The organism is Roseomonas sp. WA12, assembly GCF_054165765.1.
The window spans coordinates 3,484,885-3,501,979 of record NZ_CM135108.1 but is presented as its reverse complement, the minus strand read 5'-3'; the positions used below and the strand labels follow the sequence as shown (position 1 = coordinate 3,501,979).

The following is a 17,095-nucleotide window of genomic DNA, read 5'->3' as shown; positions in this document are numbered from 1 at the left end:
CGGCTGGATGCAACATCTGGCGATCCTGCCGATCGCGCTTCCGCTGCTGGTCGGCGCGGTCATGATCCCGATGGACGACCAGCGCAGCCGGGTGCGCGCGGCGCTTGGCATCGCCTCGGCGCTGGCGCTGGTGGTCATCGCCGCGATGCTGGCCTGGCAGGCGCATATGGGCGCGGGCGTGGTCACCATCTACCGCCTCGGCAACTGGCCCGTCACCTTCGGCATCGTGCTGGTGGTGGATCGGCTTGCCGCGCTGATGCTGGTGCTGACGGCGGTGCTGGGCCTTTCGGCGCTGCTGTTCTCCCTCACGCGCTGGCAGCGGATGGGGCCGCACTTCCACGCGCTGTTTCAGTTCCAGCTCATGGGCCTGAACGGCGCTTTCCTGACCGGCGACCTGTTCAACCTGTTCGTGTTCTTCGAGGTGCTGCTCGCGGCCTCCTACGGCCTGGCGCTGCACGGATCGGGCGTGGCCCGTGTGAAGGCGGGGCTCCACTACATCTCCATCAACCTGGCCGCATCGCTGCTGTTCCTGGTCGGCGTGTCCATGATCTATGGCGTGGCGGGAACGCTGAACATGGCGGACCTTGCCAGCCGCATTCCGGCGATGCCGGTGGAGGACCGGCCGCTGCTGGAAGCCGGCGCCGCCATCCTCGGGATGGCCTTCCTGGTCAAGGCGGCCATGTGGCCGATGGGCTTCTGGCTGGGGCCGACCTACGCCGCCGCCAGCCCGCCGGCCGCTGCCATTTTCTCCCTGATGAGCAAAGTTGGCGTGTATGCGGTGCTGCGCCTGTCGCTGCTGCTGTTCGGGGCGGAGGCCGGGGCCTCTGCGGGCTTCGGCGGGACCTGGCTGTTGGCGGGCGGGATCATGACCATTGCCTTCGGCGCCGTCTCCGTCCTGGCCACGCAGGATCTGTCCCGCCTCGCCGGGGCCTGCGTGCTCATCTCCTCCGGCACGTTGCTGGCCGCGATCGGCGCGGGGCAGGTCGCGGTGACCGGCGGCGCGCTGATCTACCTTGCCAGCTCCGCCCTTGCGATTGGCGCCATGTTCCTTCTGATCGAGCTGCTGGAACGCGGACGCGAGATCGGTGCGGATGTTCTGGCGGTCACGCTGGAAGCCTTCGGCGACGGTGACGATGATGACGATGACGAGGATGAGAACGAGGTGGGCACCGCCATCCCCGCCACCATGGCCATCCTGGGCGTTTCCTTCCTGTGCTGCGCGCTGGTGCTGGCCGGGCTGCCGCCGCTCTCCGGCTTCATCGGAAAGTTCGCCATGCTCAGCGGTATCCTGAATCCGGGCGGGCTGGGCAGCGGGCCTGCTGCCCTCTCGACGGGTGGCTGGGCGCTTCTGGTAGCGCTGGTCCTCTCGGGCTTCGCCACCGTGCTGGCCATGGCGCGCGCAGGCATCCGGAGCCTCTGGGCAACGACCCGCAGCGTGCCGCATGTCAGTCTGGTGGAGATCGCGCCGGTGCTGCTGCTGATCGGCCTTTGCGCCGCCATGACGGCCGCGGCAGGGCCGGTCACGCGCTACATGCAGGCCGCCGCCATCTCCCTGCACGAACCGCAGGACTATGTCCGTAGCGTGATGGAAACGCGCCCATGAGGGCGCTACTGCCGCACCCGCTGCTCTCGGCGGGCCTGTTCATCATGTGGCTGCTGCTGCAGCAGACCGTCATGCCCGGCCCGGCGCTGGTGGGCGCCGTGGTTGCGGTGCTGGGCGGATGGGTCCTGGCTCTGCTGCGCCCTGGCCGTTTGCGCCTGGCCCGTCTGGGCACCATCCTGCGCCTCACGGGGCATGTAGCCGTGGACGTCCTCCGGTCCAACCTCGGCGTGGCACAGGTCATCCTGCTCCGGCGCAAGGATCGGCGCGCCGGCTTCGTCCATATCCAGCTGGCGATGCGCGATCCGCAGGCGCTGGCCGTGCTCGCCATCATTCTCACCGCAACTCCCGGAACGGCCTGGGTGGAGTTCGACGCGAAGAACGGATGGCTTCTGCTGCATGTGCTCGACCTGATCGATGAGGCCAGCTGGATCCGCATCGTCCGGGAGCGGTACGAGCAGCCGCTTATGGAGATCTTCCAATGAGTGAGGCCGTGCTGCACTGGTCGCTTTTCGCGGCCCAGATCATGCTCGGGATCGCGTTCATCTGCTGCGCGTGGCGGGTGGCGCGCGGGCCGCGCGCGCAGGACCGCGTGATTGGGCTGGATACGCTCTACGTCAACGGCATGCTGCTGCTGCTGACCTTCGGCATCCGCTCGGGCACGGATGTCTATTTCGAGATTGCCCTCGTCATCGCGCTGCTTGGCTTCGTCAGCACCGCTGCCCTGGCGAAGTTCCTAATGCGCGGGGAGGTAATCGAATGAGCCATGCTGCCGATCTGTCGATCTGGGTGGCCGTGCCGGTCGCGCTGCTGCTGCTGGTGGGTGCCGGGCTTGCTCTGGCGGGCGCGATCGGGTTGCTGAGCCTCAAGTCCTTCTACGAGCGCCTGCACGCTCCGACTCTTGCCACCTCCTTCGGGATGGCCTTCATACTGCTGGCCTCGTCGATCTTCTTCTCTGCTCTGCAGAGCCGGCTGGCAGTGCATGAGGTGCTGATCGGCATCCTCGTCCTTGTCACGACGCCGGTGACGCTGATGCTGGTCGGCCGTGCTGCCCTGCATCGGGACCGGCTCGAAGGCAGCCCGGATGTTCCGCAGGCAGCCGCACCGGACCCACCGCGCGCCTGATCCGAGTTGCCTCCCGGCGCTGTCATCGGGCAGGCAATGCGGCTGGCCGGGGACGAAGGAGAGCGTTCCCGATCTTGAGCGATGCACCGGGAGATGATGTCACATCCTCTCCCGGTCGAGATCTTGAGGAGCGACCTCGAAGCGTTCGGCTACCCGGCCTTCGTCTTCGCGGCCTTCCGCTTCGCCTTCTTGGCCCCGGCGAAGGCCGCTACCTTCATTGCCGGACTTGCCTTGAACTTGACCGTAGCCCCTGCCTTGACCGCGACCTTCTCGCCGGTGCGGGGATTCAGGGCTGAGCGCTTGGCGGTCTCGCGAACGGTGAAGGTGCCGAAATCCGGGATCGAGAGCCGCCCGTTCTCGGTGATCTCGGCCTTGATCGCCTCGATGATGTCCGTCGCCAGACGCCCGGCCGCAACGCGGTTCATCTCGGCCGACTGCTGGATGACGTCTGTCAGGAATTTCTTAGACACTGGTTACCTTCTCTGCTCTGTCGTGCCACCCCAAGCCACGGCTGAGCGCCACTCGGCGGCAGTCGCGGGCTGATAGGACAGCTCCGCGTCACCGTGAAGCCGTTCCAGGCCTGAGAGCCAGCGGAAGCGCATGCTGCGAAACGCGACAGAGGCGACTTGCCATGCGCGGGCGGTGCCGCATCGGCGCAACATCTCCTGGCCGAGAAGCGATAAGCTCGACGGGCCGGCTTCCCGCCTGGCGCGCTCGGTTCTATGCCGGGGCTCGTTCTGCGCAGGGCATGCCGTATGAGCCGTTCCCGACTGATGGGTGCTTCCCTTCTGCTGCTGCTCGGCAGTTTGGGCGGCGCGCAGGCGACCACCTGCAGTTCCTCCACCCTCGTATCCCGCGCCTATTCGGTTGCGCGCTGGTGCGGAGACCCGCCAAATGCCGGCACCCTGCGGATGACACTCCGCAGTGGCGCTTTCGCGGAATACGCCAACGTGCCGCTCGACATCTTTCGTGCGGTGGTTCGGACGCAGGACGTGGCGGGTTACGTGACCAACACTATCCAGCCAGGCTTCGAGCGTCTTTCGGGCCCGACAGCGCTCGAAGCCAGGGCTCGCCAGAGGGAGCAAACTCAGCGAGCTGAGGTGCCCGCCGCTGCCCCGGCACGCAGTGCGGTGGTGGCGCGTCGACCGACACTCACCCAACCGGCGACGGATCCTGGTCGCGCGCCTGCAGCGCGCTTGGTCACGCCTGTCTCTGCAGCCGCCGCGCCTCGCATCAACCCCGTACAAGCTGCCCCGGCCGCCCGCAGCGCCCCGGCGGCGGCCCGCCCAACAGCCGAGGCTACGCCGCTGCATTGGCGTGGCCGGCCCGTGACGGTGCCGGCCCAGAGCAAGGCTCGCCCGGCTTGCAGCACTCTGCCGCGGGCAGGGACTTTGCCATCACGAAGCCCCGACTGCCCGGGCTGAGCGTCAGGCGTAGCTAATCCTTGGGTGCCAGCCTCGCACGGGCCAGCATCGCAAATGCGGAACTCGCTGCAGCCCCGGAGCGGTCACTGTGGACCGCCCCGAGGTTCGGCCTCTTCTTACAGCGGGGTTCCAGGTTCCGCCGGCTCAGGCTTGGTATCAGGCAAGGCCCTGCGCTGCTCAGCAAGCCGGCGTTCCATCTCGGCTGACTCTCTGCGAAGGCGCTCCAGCTCGGCAGTGGCACCCGCAACATTTGCGGCCAGCGCAACGGCTCGAGTCTCAAGGTCCTGAACCCGGGCCGAGGTTTCCTCGGCGGCTCGCGCCGCTTCGGCTGTGCGGGCGGCGGCCGCCTCTGCAGCAGCACGGCCGGTGGCCAGTTCAGTCGCCGTCGTGCCGACTGCCTCGCGCAAGGAAGCCAACTGCCGCTCCGCCTCGGCGGCGGCCGTCTGGCGGCTCCGCAGGGCTGCGTCGGCCTCATCTGCTTGGGCGCGAAGCGCGCTCAGCCGCTCCTCGAGAGCAGTTGCCTGTGTGGCTGCCGTGGCCTGCCGCTCGGTCAAGGCCTGCTGCGCCTGATTGACCTCAGCCGTCAGCGCGGTGAGACGCCCCTGGGCCGCTTCGGCCTGCTGGCCAAGTTCCGTAAGCCTTGCCTCCGCCTGCGTCGCCGCTGCGGCAAGTTCCCGGTTCCGGTTCTCGGCGACGGTACCGGCCGCGCGGGTCGCCTCCGTCCGCTGGTTCAGGGCCGCAAGGTCCCCGGCGGCCCGCCGCTCCTGGGCCAGCGTGCTTTCCAGTTCAGCTGCTCGGGCCATTTGGGTGCGGCTCGCCGCCTCGGTCCGAACTAGCTGGCTGCCTCGGGACAGGGCAAGGGACCAACCCAGAATCAGGAGCACAAGGCCGGCCGCGGTGCCCGCGAGAATGGGCCAGGACAGGCCGAAAGGTCCCTTCGGTGCCCGGGCACGCAGGGGCGACGAGGAACTTATGGGCGGAGTGGGAGCAATCGCTCCCAGCTTGGAGCCTGGAATGGGCCCGCTCACCCGTGCCCGACCGCTACGACGCTTACCCGCCATGCCCTAGAGCCTCACTGCAATACTGCAGGGGAGGTAGCACGGCATGCGCTTGAGAGGACCAGGGACTACAGAGAGTCGCGCTATGCTAATTGTCACAGCCACCATCGGTCAGGACGCTGCGAGAAGGTGGACACGCTCGCAAGCTGCGGAGCTTTGCACGCTCCCTCCTACTAGTCCCAAACTTCGGAGATTCATGATCTCCGAAGTGAAGGGGCCTGACCGGTCCACGTTCATAAGATAGAGACAGAAGTTATCCGCTGAAAAATGGACGCGGGCTGCTCCACGCAGCCTACTTCAAGTGTTGGGCGAGGTACTTGTTCATCTCGAACATCGTCGCCTTGTCCTTGCCGAACACCGCGCGAAGCTTGTCGTCGGCCAGGATTTCACGCCCGTCCTCCGGGTTCTGCAGCTTGTTAGCCTTGATGTACTCCCAGACCTTGCTCACGACCTCTCCGCGAGCGAGCTTGTCCTGGCCGACGATGGCTGCCAGCTCTTCAGACGGCTGCAGGGGCTGCTGAAGCGCGTTCGGCTTGTTGCCCTTGGCGGGCTTCGCGATCTTGGTCCCCTTCACCTTGGCGCCTTCGTCCGGGGCTGCCTTCTCGGATGTGTTGGCTTTGGCCTTGGTGGGCATCGACATACTCCTGCTGCGTTCAACGGCGCCGTTACAGGCTGGGCGCCAGTGTCTTGGGTCCGCAACGGCCATCGTGACTGGTAGGTTGCGGTCGCCATGTCGTGGACGCGCCGCGTGACGGTAGATGCGACATTTGCGCAGGGCCATGTCCCACCTTCCCGGGAAGGCTGCATCAACCTCTTCGAGCAAGCCCCGAAAGGCTTGGGGTATGACGGTGCATCTGGCCTTGCACCCGGAAGACTTGGCAAAGGGCCTGGGGAACCTTTAGAGAACATCTGAAGGGCCGCCATGACCGACCAGATCGTCATTACCGAGAAGACCAGCCAGGCAAAGGATGTCCGTGCGGCGGTGGGCCATCGCTACGGCGCGATCCTTCCCGCCGAGGGCCACTTGTTCGACTTGGCGGAGCCGGAGGATGTCGTTCCAGACTGGAAGCGCTGGTCGCCGGTGCTGCTGCGGCCGGACGCGCTCTATCCCACCAAGCCCGCCTCGGGCGGCAACAAGGCGTCCAAGCTCCAGGCCATCCGCGCGGCGCTGAAGGGAGCCAAGCGTGTCTGGCTCGCGACCGATTGCGACCGCGAGGGGCAGCTCATCGGGCAGGAAATCCTGGAGCACCTGAAGTACCGGGGCGAGGTGATGCGGGTGATCTTCACCGCCCAGGACCCTCAGACCATCCGGGAGGCCTTCTCGCGCGCACGGCCGAATGCCGAGTTCGCCCGCCTTTACGCCGCCGCCGTCGCGCGACGGCAGGCGGACCAGATCTACAATCTCTCTCTGACCCGCACGGCGACGGTGACCTTGGCCCGCGGTGCGCGCACGGTGATCGGCGTGGGCCGCGTGAAGACGCCGACACTGGCCATCGTGTGCCGGCGTGAGCTGGAGATCCGCGACTTCGTCCCTCAGGCCTATTTCGAGGTTGTCGCGACGGCTGAGGCGGAGGCCGGCTCGCTGCGGATGCGCCACGCGCCGAAGGAGCGGATTCTGAAGCGCGAGGACGCGGAGGCCATCGCTGCGCTGGCAGAGGGGTTCGAGGGGCCACTCGCGGTGAAGGTGGAGGACAAGCGCCAGTCGCCACCGCGCCTGCATGACCTGCCTTCGCTGCAGAAGCTCTGCGGCTCGCGCTTCGGCTGGTCCGCGGCGCGCACGCTGGAGGTGGCGCAGCAGCTCTATGACGGCGAGGGCAAGAAGGTCATCACCTATCCCCGGGCCGAGACGCGCTTCCTGCCGGAAAGCCTGATCTCGGACGCGCCGCGTATCGTGGCGGGGCTGCGGGCTGGCCGCGCCTATAGCGAGGTGCCGGTGCCTGATCCGCCGGTGATCCGCCGCGGCGCCAGCGGCCATTTCAACGACCGAGGCCTGGCCGGGGCCAGCCACCACGCCGTCATCCCGAATGTGAACACGGTGGCGACCCTGCGGGAGGTCTGGCCGCGCCTCTCGGCCGATGAGCGCAAGCTCTTCGACGTCATCGCCCGTTCCTACCTCGCGGCGATGATGCCGGATTTCCGCTACCGTCAGACCACGGCGACACTCGACCTGCGCGGCCACGTCTTCCGCGCCACGGGGCGGCAGCCCATCGAGCTCGGCTGGCGCGCGGCCTTTCCGAACTGGCAGCCTGCCGATGAGAAGGGCGAGGACGCCCAGCTTCTTCCCGCGCTGCGCGACGGCGAGCCGGCCCGGCTGCACGACGCGGAGGTGGAGGCGAAGGAGACCCGGCCGCCGCCGCGCTACAACGAGGGCACGCTCATCGAGGCGATGCAGAACGCATGGCGCTTCGTGGCGGACGAGGCGCTGCAGGAGCGGCTGAAGGAAGCCAAGGGCATCGGCACGCCCGCGACCCGGGCCGAGGTCATCCGCGGGCTGAAAACGCAGGAATTCCTGGCCATCGACGGCAAGCACATCGTCCCGACAAGCCGGGGACTGTCGCTCCATGCGGTTCTGGAGCGCGCTGACCCAGCCCTGGTCGATCCAGGCGTGACAGCACAGATGGAGCGCTTGCTGGACGAGGTGCTGATTGGGCAGCAGGAGATGGTGGGCGCGATCGATGCCGTCTGCGCCCAGGCCAGCCGCATTATCGGTCGGCTGCAGGCGGGCGCCTACCCGATCGATGCGGCCCTCGCTGGCGGCCCTGCGAGGAAGGGTGGCCCCGATCGCCCGCCGACGCCGGCCATGAAGCAGTTCGTGGACAGCCTTGCCCGGCAGAAAGGCCTCAAGCCGCCGCGCGGCTACACGAAGTCGGGCGCTACCTGTCGAGCCTTCCTCGAGCAGCACGCTCCCCAGAAAGGCAACCGTTCGGCCGGGGTTGGGGAGGAGCACGAGCAGCCAGGATCAACGCGTTCAGACACGCCTCCTCGATCGGCACGGGCCCCGGCGCGGCGAAACGGATTGGTCCGGAGCAAAAAACCGGGCAGCACGGCCGATCGAGATAAGCGGCCGGGCGCTGCAGCGGCCGACCGCATGGCTTCGAAAGGGGCGGCTTCAAAGGGGGCGGCGGACGATACGCCGCTGAAGATTCCCTTCGGCAACAAGGAAGCGGCGCTGGAGTTGGGCGCCCGCTACCGCGCAGGTGGCTGGTATGCGCCGTCCGGTGTCGATCTAAGCGGGTTCCAGGAGCGCGGCTGGCTGTGATGATCACCGCGATGCAGCCCAGTAACGGAGCGCGGTGACGCCTCTCCCGGCGGTGCGTTCACGCCATCGATGATGCCGGGGTCCGCAGGGCGGCTCCGATCGCCTCCATGAGCAAGGGCGGGCTCGCCAGCACCGGGATCGGGAGGGCGGCCCCTAGCTCCGCCTGGAGATGCGCGAGTGATGCCTGGGCCAGGACGATCACATCGACCTCCCGTCCCAGGTCGCGCGCGGCGGCATGAACGATATCGTCATGCCGGGTGCGGTCGCCGGCCATCAGTGCCTCATAAGCATCGGGCTTCACCAGGGGCGTGATTAGGACCTCACGCCCCTGCAGCGCCGCGTGCTGGCGGAGGAGGGCGCTGCTGGGCTCCACCGTGCTGGATGCGGTGCACAGCAGGCCGATGCGCGTCCCGCGGCGGACGGCTTCGGCCGCCATGGGATCGTCGATCTTGAGAACGGGCTGCCGCACCAGCTGCCGCGCGATGTCGACGGCCGGGGAGGTGGAGGAACAGGTGACGACGATGACATCCGCCCCGGCCTCGGCTGCCAGCAACACCTGCGTCACCACGCGGCGGTAGACCAGCTCCTTCGGGGCGCCCCGCAGCAGGTCCTGCAGCAGGCTCTCGTTGAGGATGTGGAAGCCGTCAGCCTCCGGGTAGGCCGCCTTCATTCTTTCCCGGAAGCTGTCGACCAGAAATCCGACCGTGTGGATGAACCCCAACCGCTTGGCCATGAACGCCTCTCCCTCATTTTTGGATGATTTATTCCATTCTTCCATACTTGGAAAATATACGCCATAACCACCGCATCGGTACGGGGGAAACGATGCAGATATCCGCAGGCAAGCTCTGGTCGCTTCGGCGTCTATCCGATGCGCGGGGCTTCTTCACCATGATCGCGGTGGACCAGCGTCCCGGGGTTGAGCAGCTGGTTGCCGAGCGTCACGGAAGCGCTGATTGGGAAGAGATCGGCAAGATCAAGCGCCTGCTGATCCAGGAGCTGTCACCCTACGCCTCTGCCATGCTGCTGGATCCGCAATACGCCTTCCCCTACGCGCATTTTGCCGTCGATCCCACGCGAGGCTTGCTCATCACCCTCGAGCAGTTCGCCTGCGAAGAGGGCCCGGGCGGGCGCAAGACGCTCATCTATCCGGGCTGGTCGGTCGCCAAGATCAAACGCCTGGGCGCGGATGGTGTGAAGCTGATGCTGTGGTACCGGCCGGATGCCTCGCCCGAGGTGCTGGCGCATCAGCACGCGCTCGTCGAGCAGGTCGGGCGGGAGTGCCGGGAGCACGACATCGCCTTTTTGCTTGAGCCGCTGGTCTATCCGCTCGGCGGCAGCGCGGCCGGCGATTCCTACCATGAGGATTCGGAGAAGCGCCCGGAGATGGTGATCGCGACCGTCGAGGAGTTCCGCAAGGAGCGCTACGGCGTCGACATCTTCAAGCTGGAGACCCCGATCGCAGCGAAGGTGATCGTCGATCCCGATGACGGCAGCGCCGAGGCCGCGGAGACGCAGGCCTGGTTCAGCCGGATCGACGCCATGCTGGACCGCCCCTGGGTCATGCTCTCGGCCGGCGCGGCGATGGAGCCCTTCCGGCGCATCCTGACCTATGCCTTCCGGGCAGGCGCCAGCGGCTATCTGGCCGGGCGTGCGATCTGGTGGCCGGCAGCACTCGAATACCCGGATTGGGACGCCTTCCGAAGCCGCGTGCGCGAGCACGGCCTGCCCTATGTCGCCCTGGTGCAGTCGCTACTGACGCAGCACGGGCGCCCCTGGACCGCCAAGCCGGCCTTTGCGGGAGAGCCGGTCATGGCCCATGGCGGGCCGGACTTCCTGCAGAACTACCAGGGCTGAGCCAGCAGAGCCTCGACTTCCGGCCGGGAGGGGACGCCCGCGCGTCCCCCTGGCCGGGTGCATTTCAGCGTGGCTGCCGCGATGGCGAGCCGCGCAGCGTCCTTCACCAGCAGCCCTTCCGCCAACCCAAGCGCATAGGTGCCATGGAAGACATCTCCCGCGCCCAGCGTGTCGACGACGGCAACCGTCGGCGGGCGCAGCCGGTGCAAATCGTTCCTCTCCAGCCATAGGTAGCCGCCGGGCCCGGTGGTGACTCCCAGCACCGCGTCGCCCAGGCGGGAGCGCAACGCGCGTAACCCGGCCTCCGGCTCCGGCTGGCCGGAGTGGAAGCGCAGTGCCGGCTCCGAGAAGACCACATGCCCGGCCTGGCCGATCAGCGCCGCGGCCTCGGGCAGTGGCCCCAGATCGGCATCGAGGACGGAGGGTACGCCATGCGCGGCGGCGATGGAGAGCGCCCGCGCCGCGCCGGCGGGCCAGCCCATATCTACCAGCACGGCGCCGCAACCCGCGATCCGCTGAGCGTCAAACCAGCCGGGTTCCACCTGCAGGCCGTGGCCCGGAAAGTTCAGGATCAGTCGCTCGCCGGCGGGATCGATGGCGACGGCCGACCAGGCCGATTGCGCACCTTCCAGCAAAGCCAGCCCGCCGATGTCCACGCCGTAGCGGGCGAGTTCGGCGCGGATCACCTGCCCGGTGTCGTCCGCCCCGACGCGGCCGAACAGGAGCGCCGTGCCGCCCATCGCGGCAATGGCGACAGCGGCGGTGGCGGCGGGCCCACCGCCCGCTTCCGCCACCCCCGTCGCGTAGAGCTTGGTCGCGCCGTCCGGGATGCGGGGGACCGACAGGATGCGGTCATGCACCGTCATGCCGACGCAGGCGACCGAGCCCATGCGGATTAGGCATCCGCCAAGGGCAGCAGGTCGACGCCGGTGAAGCGCTTGAAGGCCTCGGCCAGGCGGCCGTCGGCCTTGGCCTTGTCGATGAAGCCGTTCACGCTCCGCAGCAGGTCGTCGCTGCCATGGCGCATGCCGATTCCGATCATCTGCGTGCCGAGGGACAGCTTCTTCTCGTAGTTCCGCCCGCGCTGCAGGCGGTTGGTCTGGGCGGGGATGAGGAAGCCGGTGGCGGTGGCATCCACCTGGCGGGACATCAGCGCCTGGATGGTGCTGGCGTCGTTGTCGTAGCGCATCATCGTCGCGCCCGGCGCGCGCTCGACCACGATCGCGTCCTGGATCGCGCCGCGCACCACAGAGACGCGCTTTCCGCGAAGATCCTCGAAGCTGCGGATGGCCGTGGCCTCCGGGGCCATGATGATGCTCTCCTGCGCGCAATAGGGCTTGGAGAACAGGATCTGCTCCGCGCGCTGCGGCGTGATGGTCAGCGTCGCCATCACCAGATCCGCCTTGCCCGTCAGGATGAAGGGGATGCGGTTCTGGCTGGTCACGGGCACCAGCTCCATCGGCACGCCCATCTCCTGCGCGAGCAGGCGGCCGACGACGATGTCGTAGCCATCTGGCTGCATGGCGGTGTCCAGCATGCCCCAGGGCGGGTTGTTGGTGTCCATCGCGATCAGGAGCTTGCCGCGGCGCTTTATGGCATCGACCGTCATCACGGCGCCCTGCGCCCGGGCGGCGAGCGGCAGCAGCGGCGCGAGTGCCAGCGGGGCGAGAAGGCTGCGGCGGTTGATCATTGTTTCCTCCGTTTCTTGTTGGTCAGGCACGAATGCCGACGGCACGCACGAACTGGATGAGCTCCGGCGTGCGCGGCCGGTCGAAGATCTCGGCGGGCGTGCCTTCCTCATGCACGCGGCCGGCATGCATGAAGATGACGCGGCTGGCCGCGTGGCGCGCGAAGCCCATCTCATGGGTCACGAGCAGCATGGTCATGCGACGGGAGGCGAGATCCTGCACCACCTCCAGCACCTCGCCCACCATTTCCGGGTCGAGGGCCGAGGTGATCTCGTCGCACAGCAGCACCTTGGGCTCGAGGCCGAGCGCGCGGGCAATGGCGACGCGCTGCTGCTGCCCGCCGGACAGGGCCGAGGGATAGGCATCAGCCCGCGGCAGCAGCCCCACGCGCTCGAGGAGCGTCTGCGCGGCCGCCTGCGCTTCCGCCTTGCCGCGCCCGAGCACCACCGTCTGCGGCAGGGCCACGTTCTCCCGCGCTGTCAGGTGCGGGAACAGGTTGAAGCTCTGGAACACCATGCCGACGTCCTGGCGAAGCGCGCGCAGGGCCCGCGGTTCCCGGCTGACTTCATGTCCCGCTACGAGGATACTGCCGCCATCGATCGTCTCGAGCCCGTTGATGCAGCGGAGCAGCGTGCTCTTGCCGGAACCGCTGCGCCCGATGATCGCCACCACCTCGCCCTCGGCGACCTCCAGCGAGACGCCGTCGAGCACGGTCTGGCTGCCATAGGCCTTACGAAGCGACTGGACTTGGACGATCGACATGCAGCCTCTTCTCCAGCCGGCGGCTGAGCAGGGTGAGGGGAAAGCAGAGGATGAAGTAGATGGCCGCGGCCACGAGATAGACGCTGATCGGCTGGAAGGTGAGATTGTTCACGAACTGCGAGGCCTGCGTCAGCTCCTGGAAGCCGATGATCGAGGCAAGCGAGGTATTCTTGATGATCTGCACCATGAAGCCCACCGTAGGCGGCACGGCGATGCGCACGGATTGCGGCACGACGACGTGGCGGAACTGCTCGTAGCGGGTGAAGCCGAGGGCGGCCGAGGCCTGCCACTGCCCGCTCGGCACGGCCTCGATCGCGCCGCGCCAGATCTCCCCGAAATAGGCGCCGGCGTAGCAGGACAGGGCGATGGTGACGGCGACATAGGCGTTCTGCCCCCATCCCGTCAGCGCGAAGCCGAAGAAGACCAGGAACAGCAGCATCAGCAGCGGCGTGCACTGGAACAGCAGGATCCACAGCCGCGCCGCGCCGCTCAGGACGCGGTTGCCGGAGACGCGCATGAAGGCGAGCACCAGGCCCAGCGCGCCGCCACCGAGATAGGCGATGACGGACAGGATCACCGTCCAGCGCGCTGCCTGGAGCATGAAGAGGAATTCGAGCGTGCCGAAGCTGCGCATCAGAGGCGGCCCCGCCGTGCGAACCATGCCGTATCGATCCAGGCGAAGAGCAGCTTCAGCGCGAAGGCGATCGCCAGGTACATGAGCGTGACGACGATGTAGACCTCGAAGGGCCGGAAGGTCTCGGTTTCCAGCACATGGCCCACCGCCGTCAGCTCCTCCGCCGAGATGGTGGAGACGACGCTGGAGCCGAGCATGACGAGGACGAACTGGCTACCCAGCGCAGGCGCCGCGACGCGGAGCGCGGGAAACAGCACGATGTGGCGGACGATATCCGTGGTGGAGAAGGCCAGCGCCCGCGCCGCCTCGATTTGCCCGCGCGGGACCGACATGATGCCGGAGCGGATGATCTCCGTGGTATAGGCCGCGCAGTTGACGGACATGCCGATCAGGGCTGCGGTGACAGGATCGAGCGAGACGCCGAGGGAGGGGAGGCCGAAATAGATGAGGAAGAGCTGGATCAGGAAGGGCGTGTTCCGGATCACCTCCACATAAGCCGCGACGGCCATGCCGGCCCAGCGGCCGCCGAAGCTGCGGATCACGGCGAACAGCGCGCCGAAGACCAGCCCGGCAACCATCGCGGCGACGGAGAGCTGCACTGTCAGCCACGCGCCCTTCGCGAGCACGTCGATGCTCGCGAACACGGCTCCGAACTGGAACGTGTAGGCCATTCTTCCCCTGAGTTTCCTTCCCGACCAGGAGGCTACCGGGATGAAGAGTATTTTTCAACTTTCCATTTGTGGAAAATTAGTTCCAATGGGCGGCATGGGGAGACGCGATGACGCCGGATGACAGGCGCAGCAGCCTGCTGGAGGAGTTGAAGACCCGCCACGCGGCCCTCAGCCCCCGCCTGCAGCAGGCGGCCCGCCACATACTGGATCACCCGAACCAGGCCGCCCTGAGCACGGTGACGGAGTTGAGCGCTGCCGCCGGCGTGCAGCCTTCCACCCTCATCCGCTTGGCGCAGGCCCTGGGCTATGCCGGCTTTTCCGAGATGCAGAAGGTGCTGGTCACGGCGCTGGCGACCTCTTCGCCCAGCTATGGGGAGAGGGTCCACCGCCTGCGCGCGGCCGGGGGGGACTCCGGGGCGGCCGGGCTGCTGCGGCAGGCCACCGCTCTCAGCGAGATGTCCGTGCAGAACCTGATGGAGACCGTGGACGAGGAGGCGCTGGAAAAGGCGATCTCCATCCTTCATGGCGCCCCGCTGGTCCATGTCGTCGGGCAGCGCCGGTCTCACCCGGTGGCCGGCTACATCGCATACGGCCTCACCCGTTCCGGCAAGGCAGCGCGGCTGATGGCCGGGGCGGCTGGCATGCTGCGGGACGAGGCGGAGACGATGCGTGCGGGGGATGCGCTGGTCGTTATCAGCCTTCACCCTTACTCGCCGGATGCCATAGAGACGGCGGCCTGGGCTGCGGCAAACGGTGTTGCCGTGGTGGCGCTGACGGACGGCCCGCTCAGCCCGCTGCTCGCCTTCGCTTCCGTTGCGCTTGACGTCCGAGACTCGGAGCTCTTCGGGTTTCGCTCCCTGGTTGCCCAGATGTGCCTGGCGCAGGTGATCGTGCTGGGCGTCCTCACCCTGGGCAAGGAGCCGGGACATGCGGTGGGGTGATGGCAACCTCCCCGCGCTGCGCCATGTGGCCGGCCGATCGCCGTGAGGACCGCCGTCTCGCTTCTCGTCGTCCTGGGCTTCGTGGCCCAAGGTCTCCTTGACTATGCCCTGCGGCACGATATGGCCGCGCTCCGTCGATATGACGCAGGTGGGTTCTGGCTTGGCGGGGTCCTGCTCTCCTTTGTCCCAATCCTCCTGGCTTTTGGAGGCGCGGCGGCCGCCTGGGCGCTGCACGGTCGGGGGGCCTGGTGGGCTTGGCCGGTCGTCCTGTTGCCCCTGGTGGCGCTGATCCTGGGCTTTGGGGCAGGGGCGTATCTCGCCGTCTACCCACTCCCGCTACCTGGAGGTTACGGGGGCCTGCCCCTGTAGCTGGACGGGACCTTCACGAGGAGAGGTGACAGGGTAGGGCGGCTGTAGCGCGGCGGGCATGGCGAATCCCGCCACACTTTCCAGGCCAGCAGAGCGACGCAGGCCCGGGCGACGGCGCTTCTCTCCCGCGCCACCCTGACCGGCAATTGTCAGGGTTCCACCCCCACCACTGGGGTGATGCAGAGGCATCACCGGCTCGGAAGCCCACGCGCATAACCTTTGATGGCTAGCTTCGTTAAGTCTGCCCAAGGGGGCGCGGCGATACTCGCTGCGGCCCCCTAGCAACGCGCAGGAGGGCTATCATGGACGAGGATCGGGTTGGCGGCATGGCTGACAAGGCGGCTGGAAGCATTAAGTCGGCCGCCGGGAACGTGACCGGGGATGCCAAGCTGCAGGCGGAAGGGTCGGCCGACAAGGTCGCTGGGACCGTCCGGAACGCCGTTGGCGGCGCGAAGGACGCGGTGCGCGACATGGCCAGCGACGTGTCGGAGAAGGCGTCCGACCTGGGTGAACGGGCCAGCCGTGCGCTGGACGAAGGGACGGGGCCGCTGCTCGATCAGGTCGGGCGCAAGGCTTCGGCTTACGGCCGCGAGGCGCGGGATGCCGTGGTTGCCGGTGCCGAAGGCGCCTCCAACGTTGTGCGCGGATACCCGATGGTGACGGTCGGCCTTGTCGCCGTGCTCGCCTTCCTGGTGGGTCGTGTCACGGCCCCGGAGCCGAAGGCCTGGTACCAGCGCGACTGGGTCTGAGCCATCTGTGTGACGCCATCGCCACGGGGCCCAGTGCTCTATGGCGATGGTGTGGTAGCGGTTCCGATGGTGTCGGCTTCGTGACACGCCATGCGCCGGTCTGCCAGTCTCGGCAGCGTCTACCTTCCAATCACATGCCTTGTTGCCGAATAAGGAAGAGAGCCCGTGGACGATAAGACAAAGCCCATGACCGGCAATTGGGAAGAGGCTGCCCGGAAAAGCGAGAAAAGCTGGGACAAGGAAGCAGACAAGCATCGGGACGCCCCGGAACAGTCAATCGAGGAATCGATGGAACGGACCGAGGAAGGTTATGGATCGGGCAAGGACGGCGCCGATCCGAGGCGCGACGATGATGGAACGACGCCCTCAAAACCTGCTGGTTGAGCGCGCTGCTGCAAGTGCTGGCAAGCGGACGCCATCTGGCCGACTGGAGGCGGCCGTTCGTCAGCGATTGGCTGCTTTGTTTGACCCCACATTCTCATGCCACTCGACCGGCATGCCGTCCCAGCTGGTGATCTGCTTGCCAGCCCATTTCTTGCGGACATGCACATGGAAGCCGTCGGCGGTGGCCTCGACATAGCCGGATTTGCCGTCGGTAAGGCGCAGGTGTTGGGCGAGCGCCTCGCCCTGGGTGTTCATGTACTCGTCGCTCATGGCCGGCGGTGTCCTGATGCTCCGCCCACTATACGCGGAACAGCATAAAAGTTCCTGCTGCACCGCTGCCTCGGCAGCGACTTGCAATCATTTTTGCAGCAGCGGGCTCTACGGCGTTTCTGCCCGCATAGTGTCGGCTCTGGTTACCGCATCTTATTGGCCAGCCCTCTCATACGATCCGGTCTGTACAGAGAGGTGGCCGTCGAGCGCCGGGCCAGTTGTCCGAGGGCAGCTGGCTGGATCCATCTTGCGTCACCTGACCGGTCCTCGGAAGCACCCTGGACCCCAGCACCCGCTCATCTGG

19 protein-coding genes are annotated in these 17,095 nt (G+C 67.3%); 9 read left to right on the top strand and 10 right to left on the bottom strand.

What is annotated here, in order from left to right; genetic code table 11:
* The first annotated feature begins 7 nt into the window (after positions 1–7).
* Genes ACVBD7_RS16695 through mnhG form a run of 4 tightly spaced genes read left to right on the top strand, consistent with a single transcriptional unit; the run spans position 8 to position 2,725 of the window.
* On the top strand, positions 8–1,603 hold the full coding sequence (locus ACVBD7_RS16695; RefSeq protein ID WP_458094360.1) for a monovalent cation/H+ antiporter subunit D: 1,596 nt from the start codon (positions 8–10) through the stop codon (positions 1,601–1,603).
* On the top strand, positions 1,600–2,085 hold the full coding sequence (locus ACVBD7_RS16690; RefSeq protein ID WP_458094359.1) for a Na+/H+ antiporter subunit E: 486 nt from the start codon (positions 1,600–1,602) through the stop codon (positions 2,083–2,085). Before ACVBD7_RS16695 ends, ACVBD7_RS16690 begins: the two co-directional genes overlap by 4 nt.
* The gene (locus tag ACVBD7_RS16685) at positions 2,082–2,363 is read left to right on the top strand and encodes a K+/H+ antiporter subunit F (RefSeq protein WP_458094358.1); all 282 of its coding nucleotides are present in this window, start codon (positions 2,082–2,084) and stop codon (positions 2,361–2,363) included. The genes ACVBD7_RS16690 and ACVBD7_RS16685 overlap by 4 nt, the downstream gene beginning before the upstream one ends.
* Positions 2,360–2,725: a monovalent cation/H(+) antiporter subunit G gene (gene mnhG, locus ACVBD7_RS16680; RefSeq protein WP_458094357.1), complete on the top strand. Its 366-nt coding sequence runs from the start codon at positions 2,360–2,362 to the stop codon at positions 2,723–2,725. The genes ACVBD7_RS16685 and mnhG overlap by 4 nt, the downstream gene beginning before the upstream one ends.
* Positions 2,726–2,874: 149 nt before the next feature.
* On the opposite strand, the gene ACVBD7_RS16675 is transcribed toward mnhG, so the two are convergent.
* From ACVBD7_RS16675 to ACVBD7_RS16665, 3 genes are all read right to left on the bottom strand, one after another.
* A complete protein-coding gene (locus tag ACVBD7_RS16675) occupies positions 2,875–3,195 on the bottom strand; it encodes an HU family DNA-binding protein (RefSeq protein ID WP_458094356.1) in 321 nt (106 codons plus the stop codon).
* A 1,070-nt stretch (positions 3,196–4,265) separates the two neighbouring features.
* Entirely contained in the window at positions 4,266–4,952 is a 687-nt protein-coding gene (locus ACVBD7_RS16670) for a hypothetical protein (RefSeq protein WP_458094355.1), read from the bottom strand.
* A gap of 547 nt (positions 4,953–5,499) precedes the next feature.
* Complete coding sequence (locus tag ACVBD7_RS16665; RefSeq protein ID WP_458094354.1) at positions 5,500–5,841, bottom strand: SWIB/MDM2 domain-containing protein; 342 nt, start codon at positions 5,839–5,841, stop codon at positions 5,500–5,502.
* A 288-nt stretch (positions 5,842–6,129) separates the two neighbouring features.
* Here ACVBD7_RS16665 and ACVBD7_RS16660 point away from each other — a divergent pair, with 288 nt between their 5' ends.
* The gene (locus ACVBD7_RS16660; protein WP_458094353.1) at positions 6,130–8,466 is read left to right on the top strand and encodes a type IA DNA topoisomerase; all 2,337 of its coding nucleotides are present in this window, start codon (positions 6,130–6,132) and stop codon (positions 8,464–8,466) included.
* A 58-nt stretch (positions 8,467–8,524) separates the two neighbouring features.
* On the opposite strand, the gene ACVBD7_RS16655 is transcribed toward ACVBD7_RS16660, so the two are convergent.
* Entirely contained in the window at positions 8,525–9,199 is a 675-nt protein-coding gene (locus tag ACVBD7_RS16655) for an aspartate/glutamate racemase family protein (RefSeq protein ID WP_458094352.1), read from the bottom strand.
* 92 nt (positions 9,200–9,291) lie between these two features.
* On the opposite strand from ACVBD7_RS16655, the gene ACVBD7_RS16650 reads away from it, so the two are divergent.
* Positions 9,292–10,323 (top strand): tagatose 1,6-diphosphate aldolase, encoded by a 1,032-nt coding sequence (locus ACVBD7_RS16650; protein WP_458094351.1) that lies wholly within the window; start codon positions 9,292–9,294, stop codon positions 10,321–10,323.
* On the opposite strand, the gene ACVBD7_RS16645 is transcribed toward ACVBD7_RS16650, so the two are convergent.
* The 5 genes from ACVBD7_RS16645 to ACVBD7_RS16625 are packed head-to-tail and all read right to left on the bottom strand — an operon-like array spanning position 10,311 to position 14,078.
* Complete coding sequence (locus tag ACVBD7_RS16645) at positions 10,311–11,213, bottom strand: PfkB family carbohydrate kinase (protein WP_458094350.1); 903 nt, start codon at positions 11,211–11,213, stop codon at positions 10,311–10,313. The genes ACVBD7_RS16650 and ACVBD7_RS16645 overlap by 13 nt on opposite strands.
* 5 nt (positions 11,214–11,218) lie before the next feature.
* Positions 11,219–12,013, bottom strand: a complete 795-nt coding sequence (locus ACVBD7_RS16640; RefSeq protein ID WP_458094349.1) for a transporter substrate-binding domain-containing protein — start codon at positions 12,011–12,013, stop codon at positions 11,219–11,221.
* 22 nt (positions 12,014–12,035) lie between these two features.
* Positions 12,036–12,773, bottom strand: a complete 738-nt coding sequence (locus tag ACVBD7_RS16635) for an amino acid ABC transporter ATP-binding protein (protein ID WP_458094348.1) — start codon at positions 12,771–12,773, stop codon at positions 12,036–12,038.
* The gene (locus ACVBD7_RS16630; RefSeq protein WP_458094347.1) at positions 12,742–13,434 is read right to left on the bottom strand and encodes an amino acid ABC transporter permease; all 693 of its coding nucleotides are present in this window, start codon (positions 13,432–13,434) and stop codon (positions 12,742–12,744) included. The genes ACVBD7_RS16635 and ACVBD7_RS16630 overlap by 32 nt, the downstream gene beginning before the upstream one ends.
* Positions 13,407–14,078, bottom strand: coding sequence for an amino acid ABC transporter permease (locus ACVBD7_RS16625; RefSeq protein ID WP_458094346.1), 672 nt, complete (start codon positions 14,076–14,078; stop codon positions 13,407–13,409). The genes ACVBD7_RS16630 and ACVBD7_RS16625 overlap by 28 nt, the downstream gene beginning before the upstream one ends.
* 107 nt (positions 14,079–14,185) lie before the next feature.
* Here ACVBD7_RS16625 and ACVBD7_RS16620 point away from each other — a divergent pair, with 107 nt between their 5' ends.
* From ACVBD7_RS16620 to ACVBD7_RS16610, 3 genes are all read left to right on the top strand, one after another.
* Entirely contained in the window at positions 14,186–15,019 is an 834-nt protein-coding gene (locus ACVBD7_RS16620; RefSeq protein WP_458094345.1) for a MurR/RpiR family transcriptional regulator, read from the top strand.
* A 671-nt stretch (positions 15,020–15,690) separates the two neighbouring features.
* On the top strand, positions 15,691–16,137 hold the full coding sequence (locus ACVBD7_RS16615) for a CsbD family protein (RefSeq protein ID WP_458094344.1): 447 nt from the start codon (positions 15,691–15,693) through the stop codon (positions 16,135–16,137).
* Positions 16,138–16,302: 165 nt separating this feature from the next.
* The gene (locus ACVBD7_RS16610) at positions 16,303–16,521 is read left to right on the top strand and encodes a hypothetical protein (protein ID WP_458094343.1); all 219 of its coding nucleotides are present in this window, start codon (positions 16,303–16,305) and stop codon (positions 16,519–16,521) included.
* Positions 16,522–16,581: 60 nt separating this feature from the next.
* Here ACVBD7_RS16610 and ACVBD7_RS16605 read toward each other — a convergent pair whose 3' ends face one another.
* The gene (locus tag ACVBD7_RS16605) at positions 16,582–16,791 is read right to left on the bottom strand and encodes a hypothetical protein (protein ID WP_458094342.1); all 210 of its coding nucleotides are present in this window, start codon (positions 16,789–16,791) and stop codon (positions 16,582–16,584) included.
* Between the last annotated feature and the right edge of the window lie 304 nt (positions 16,792–17,095).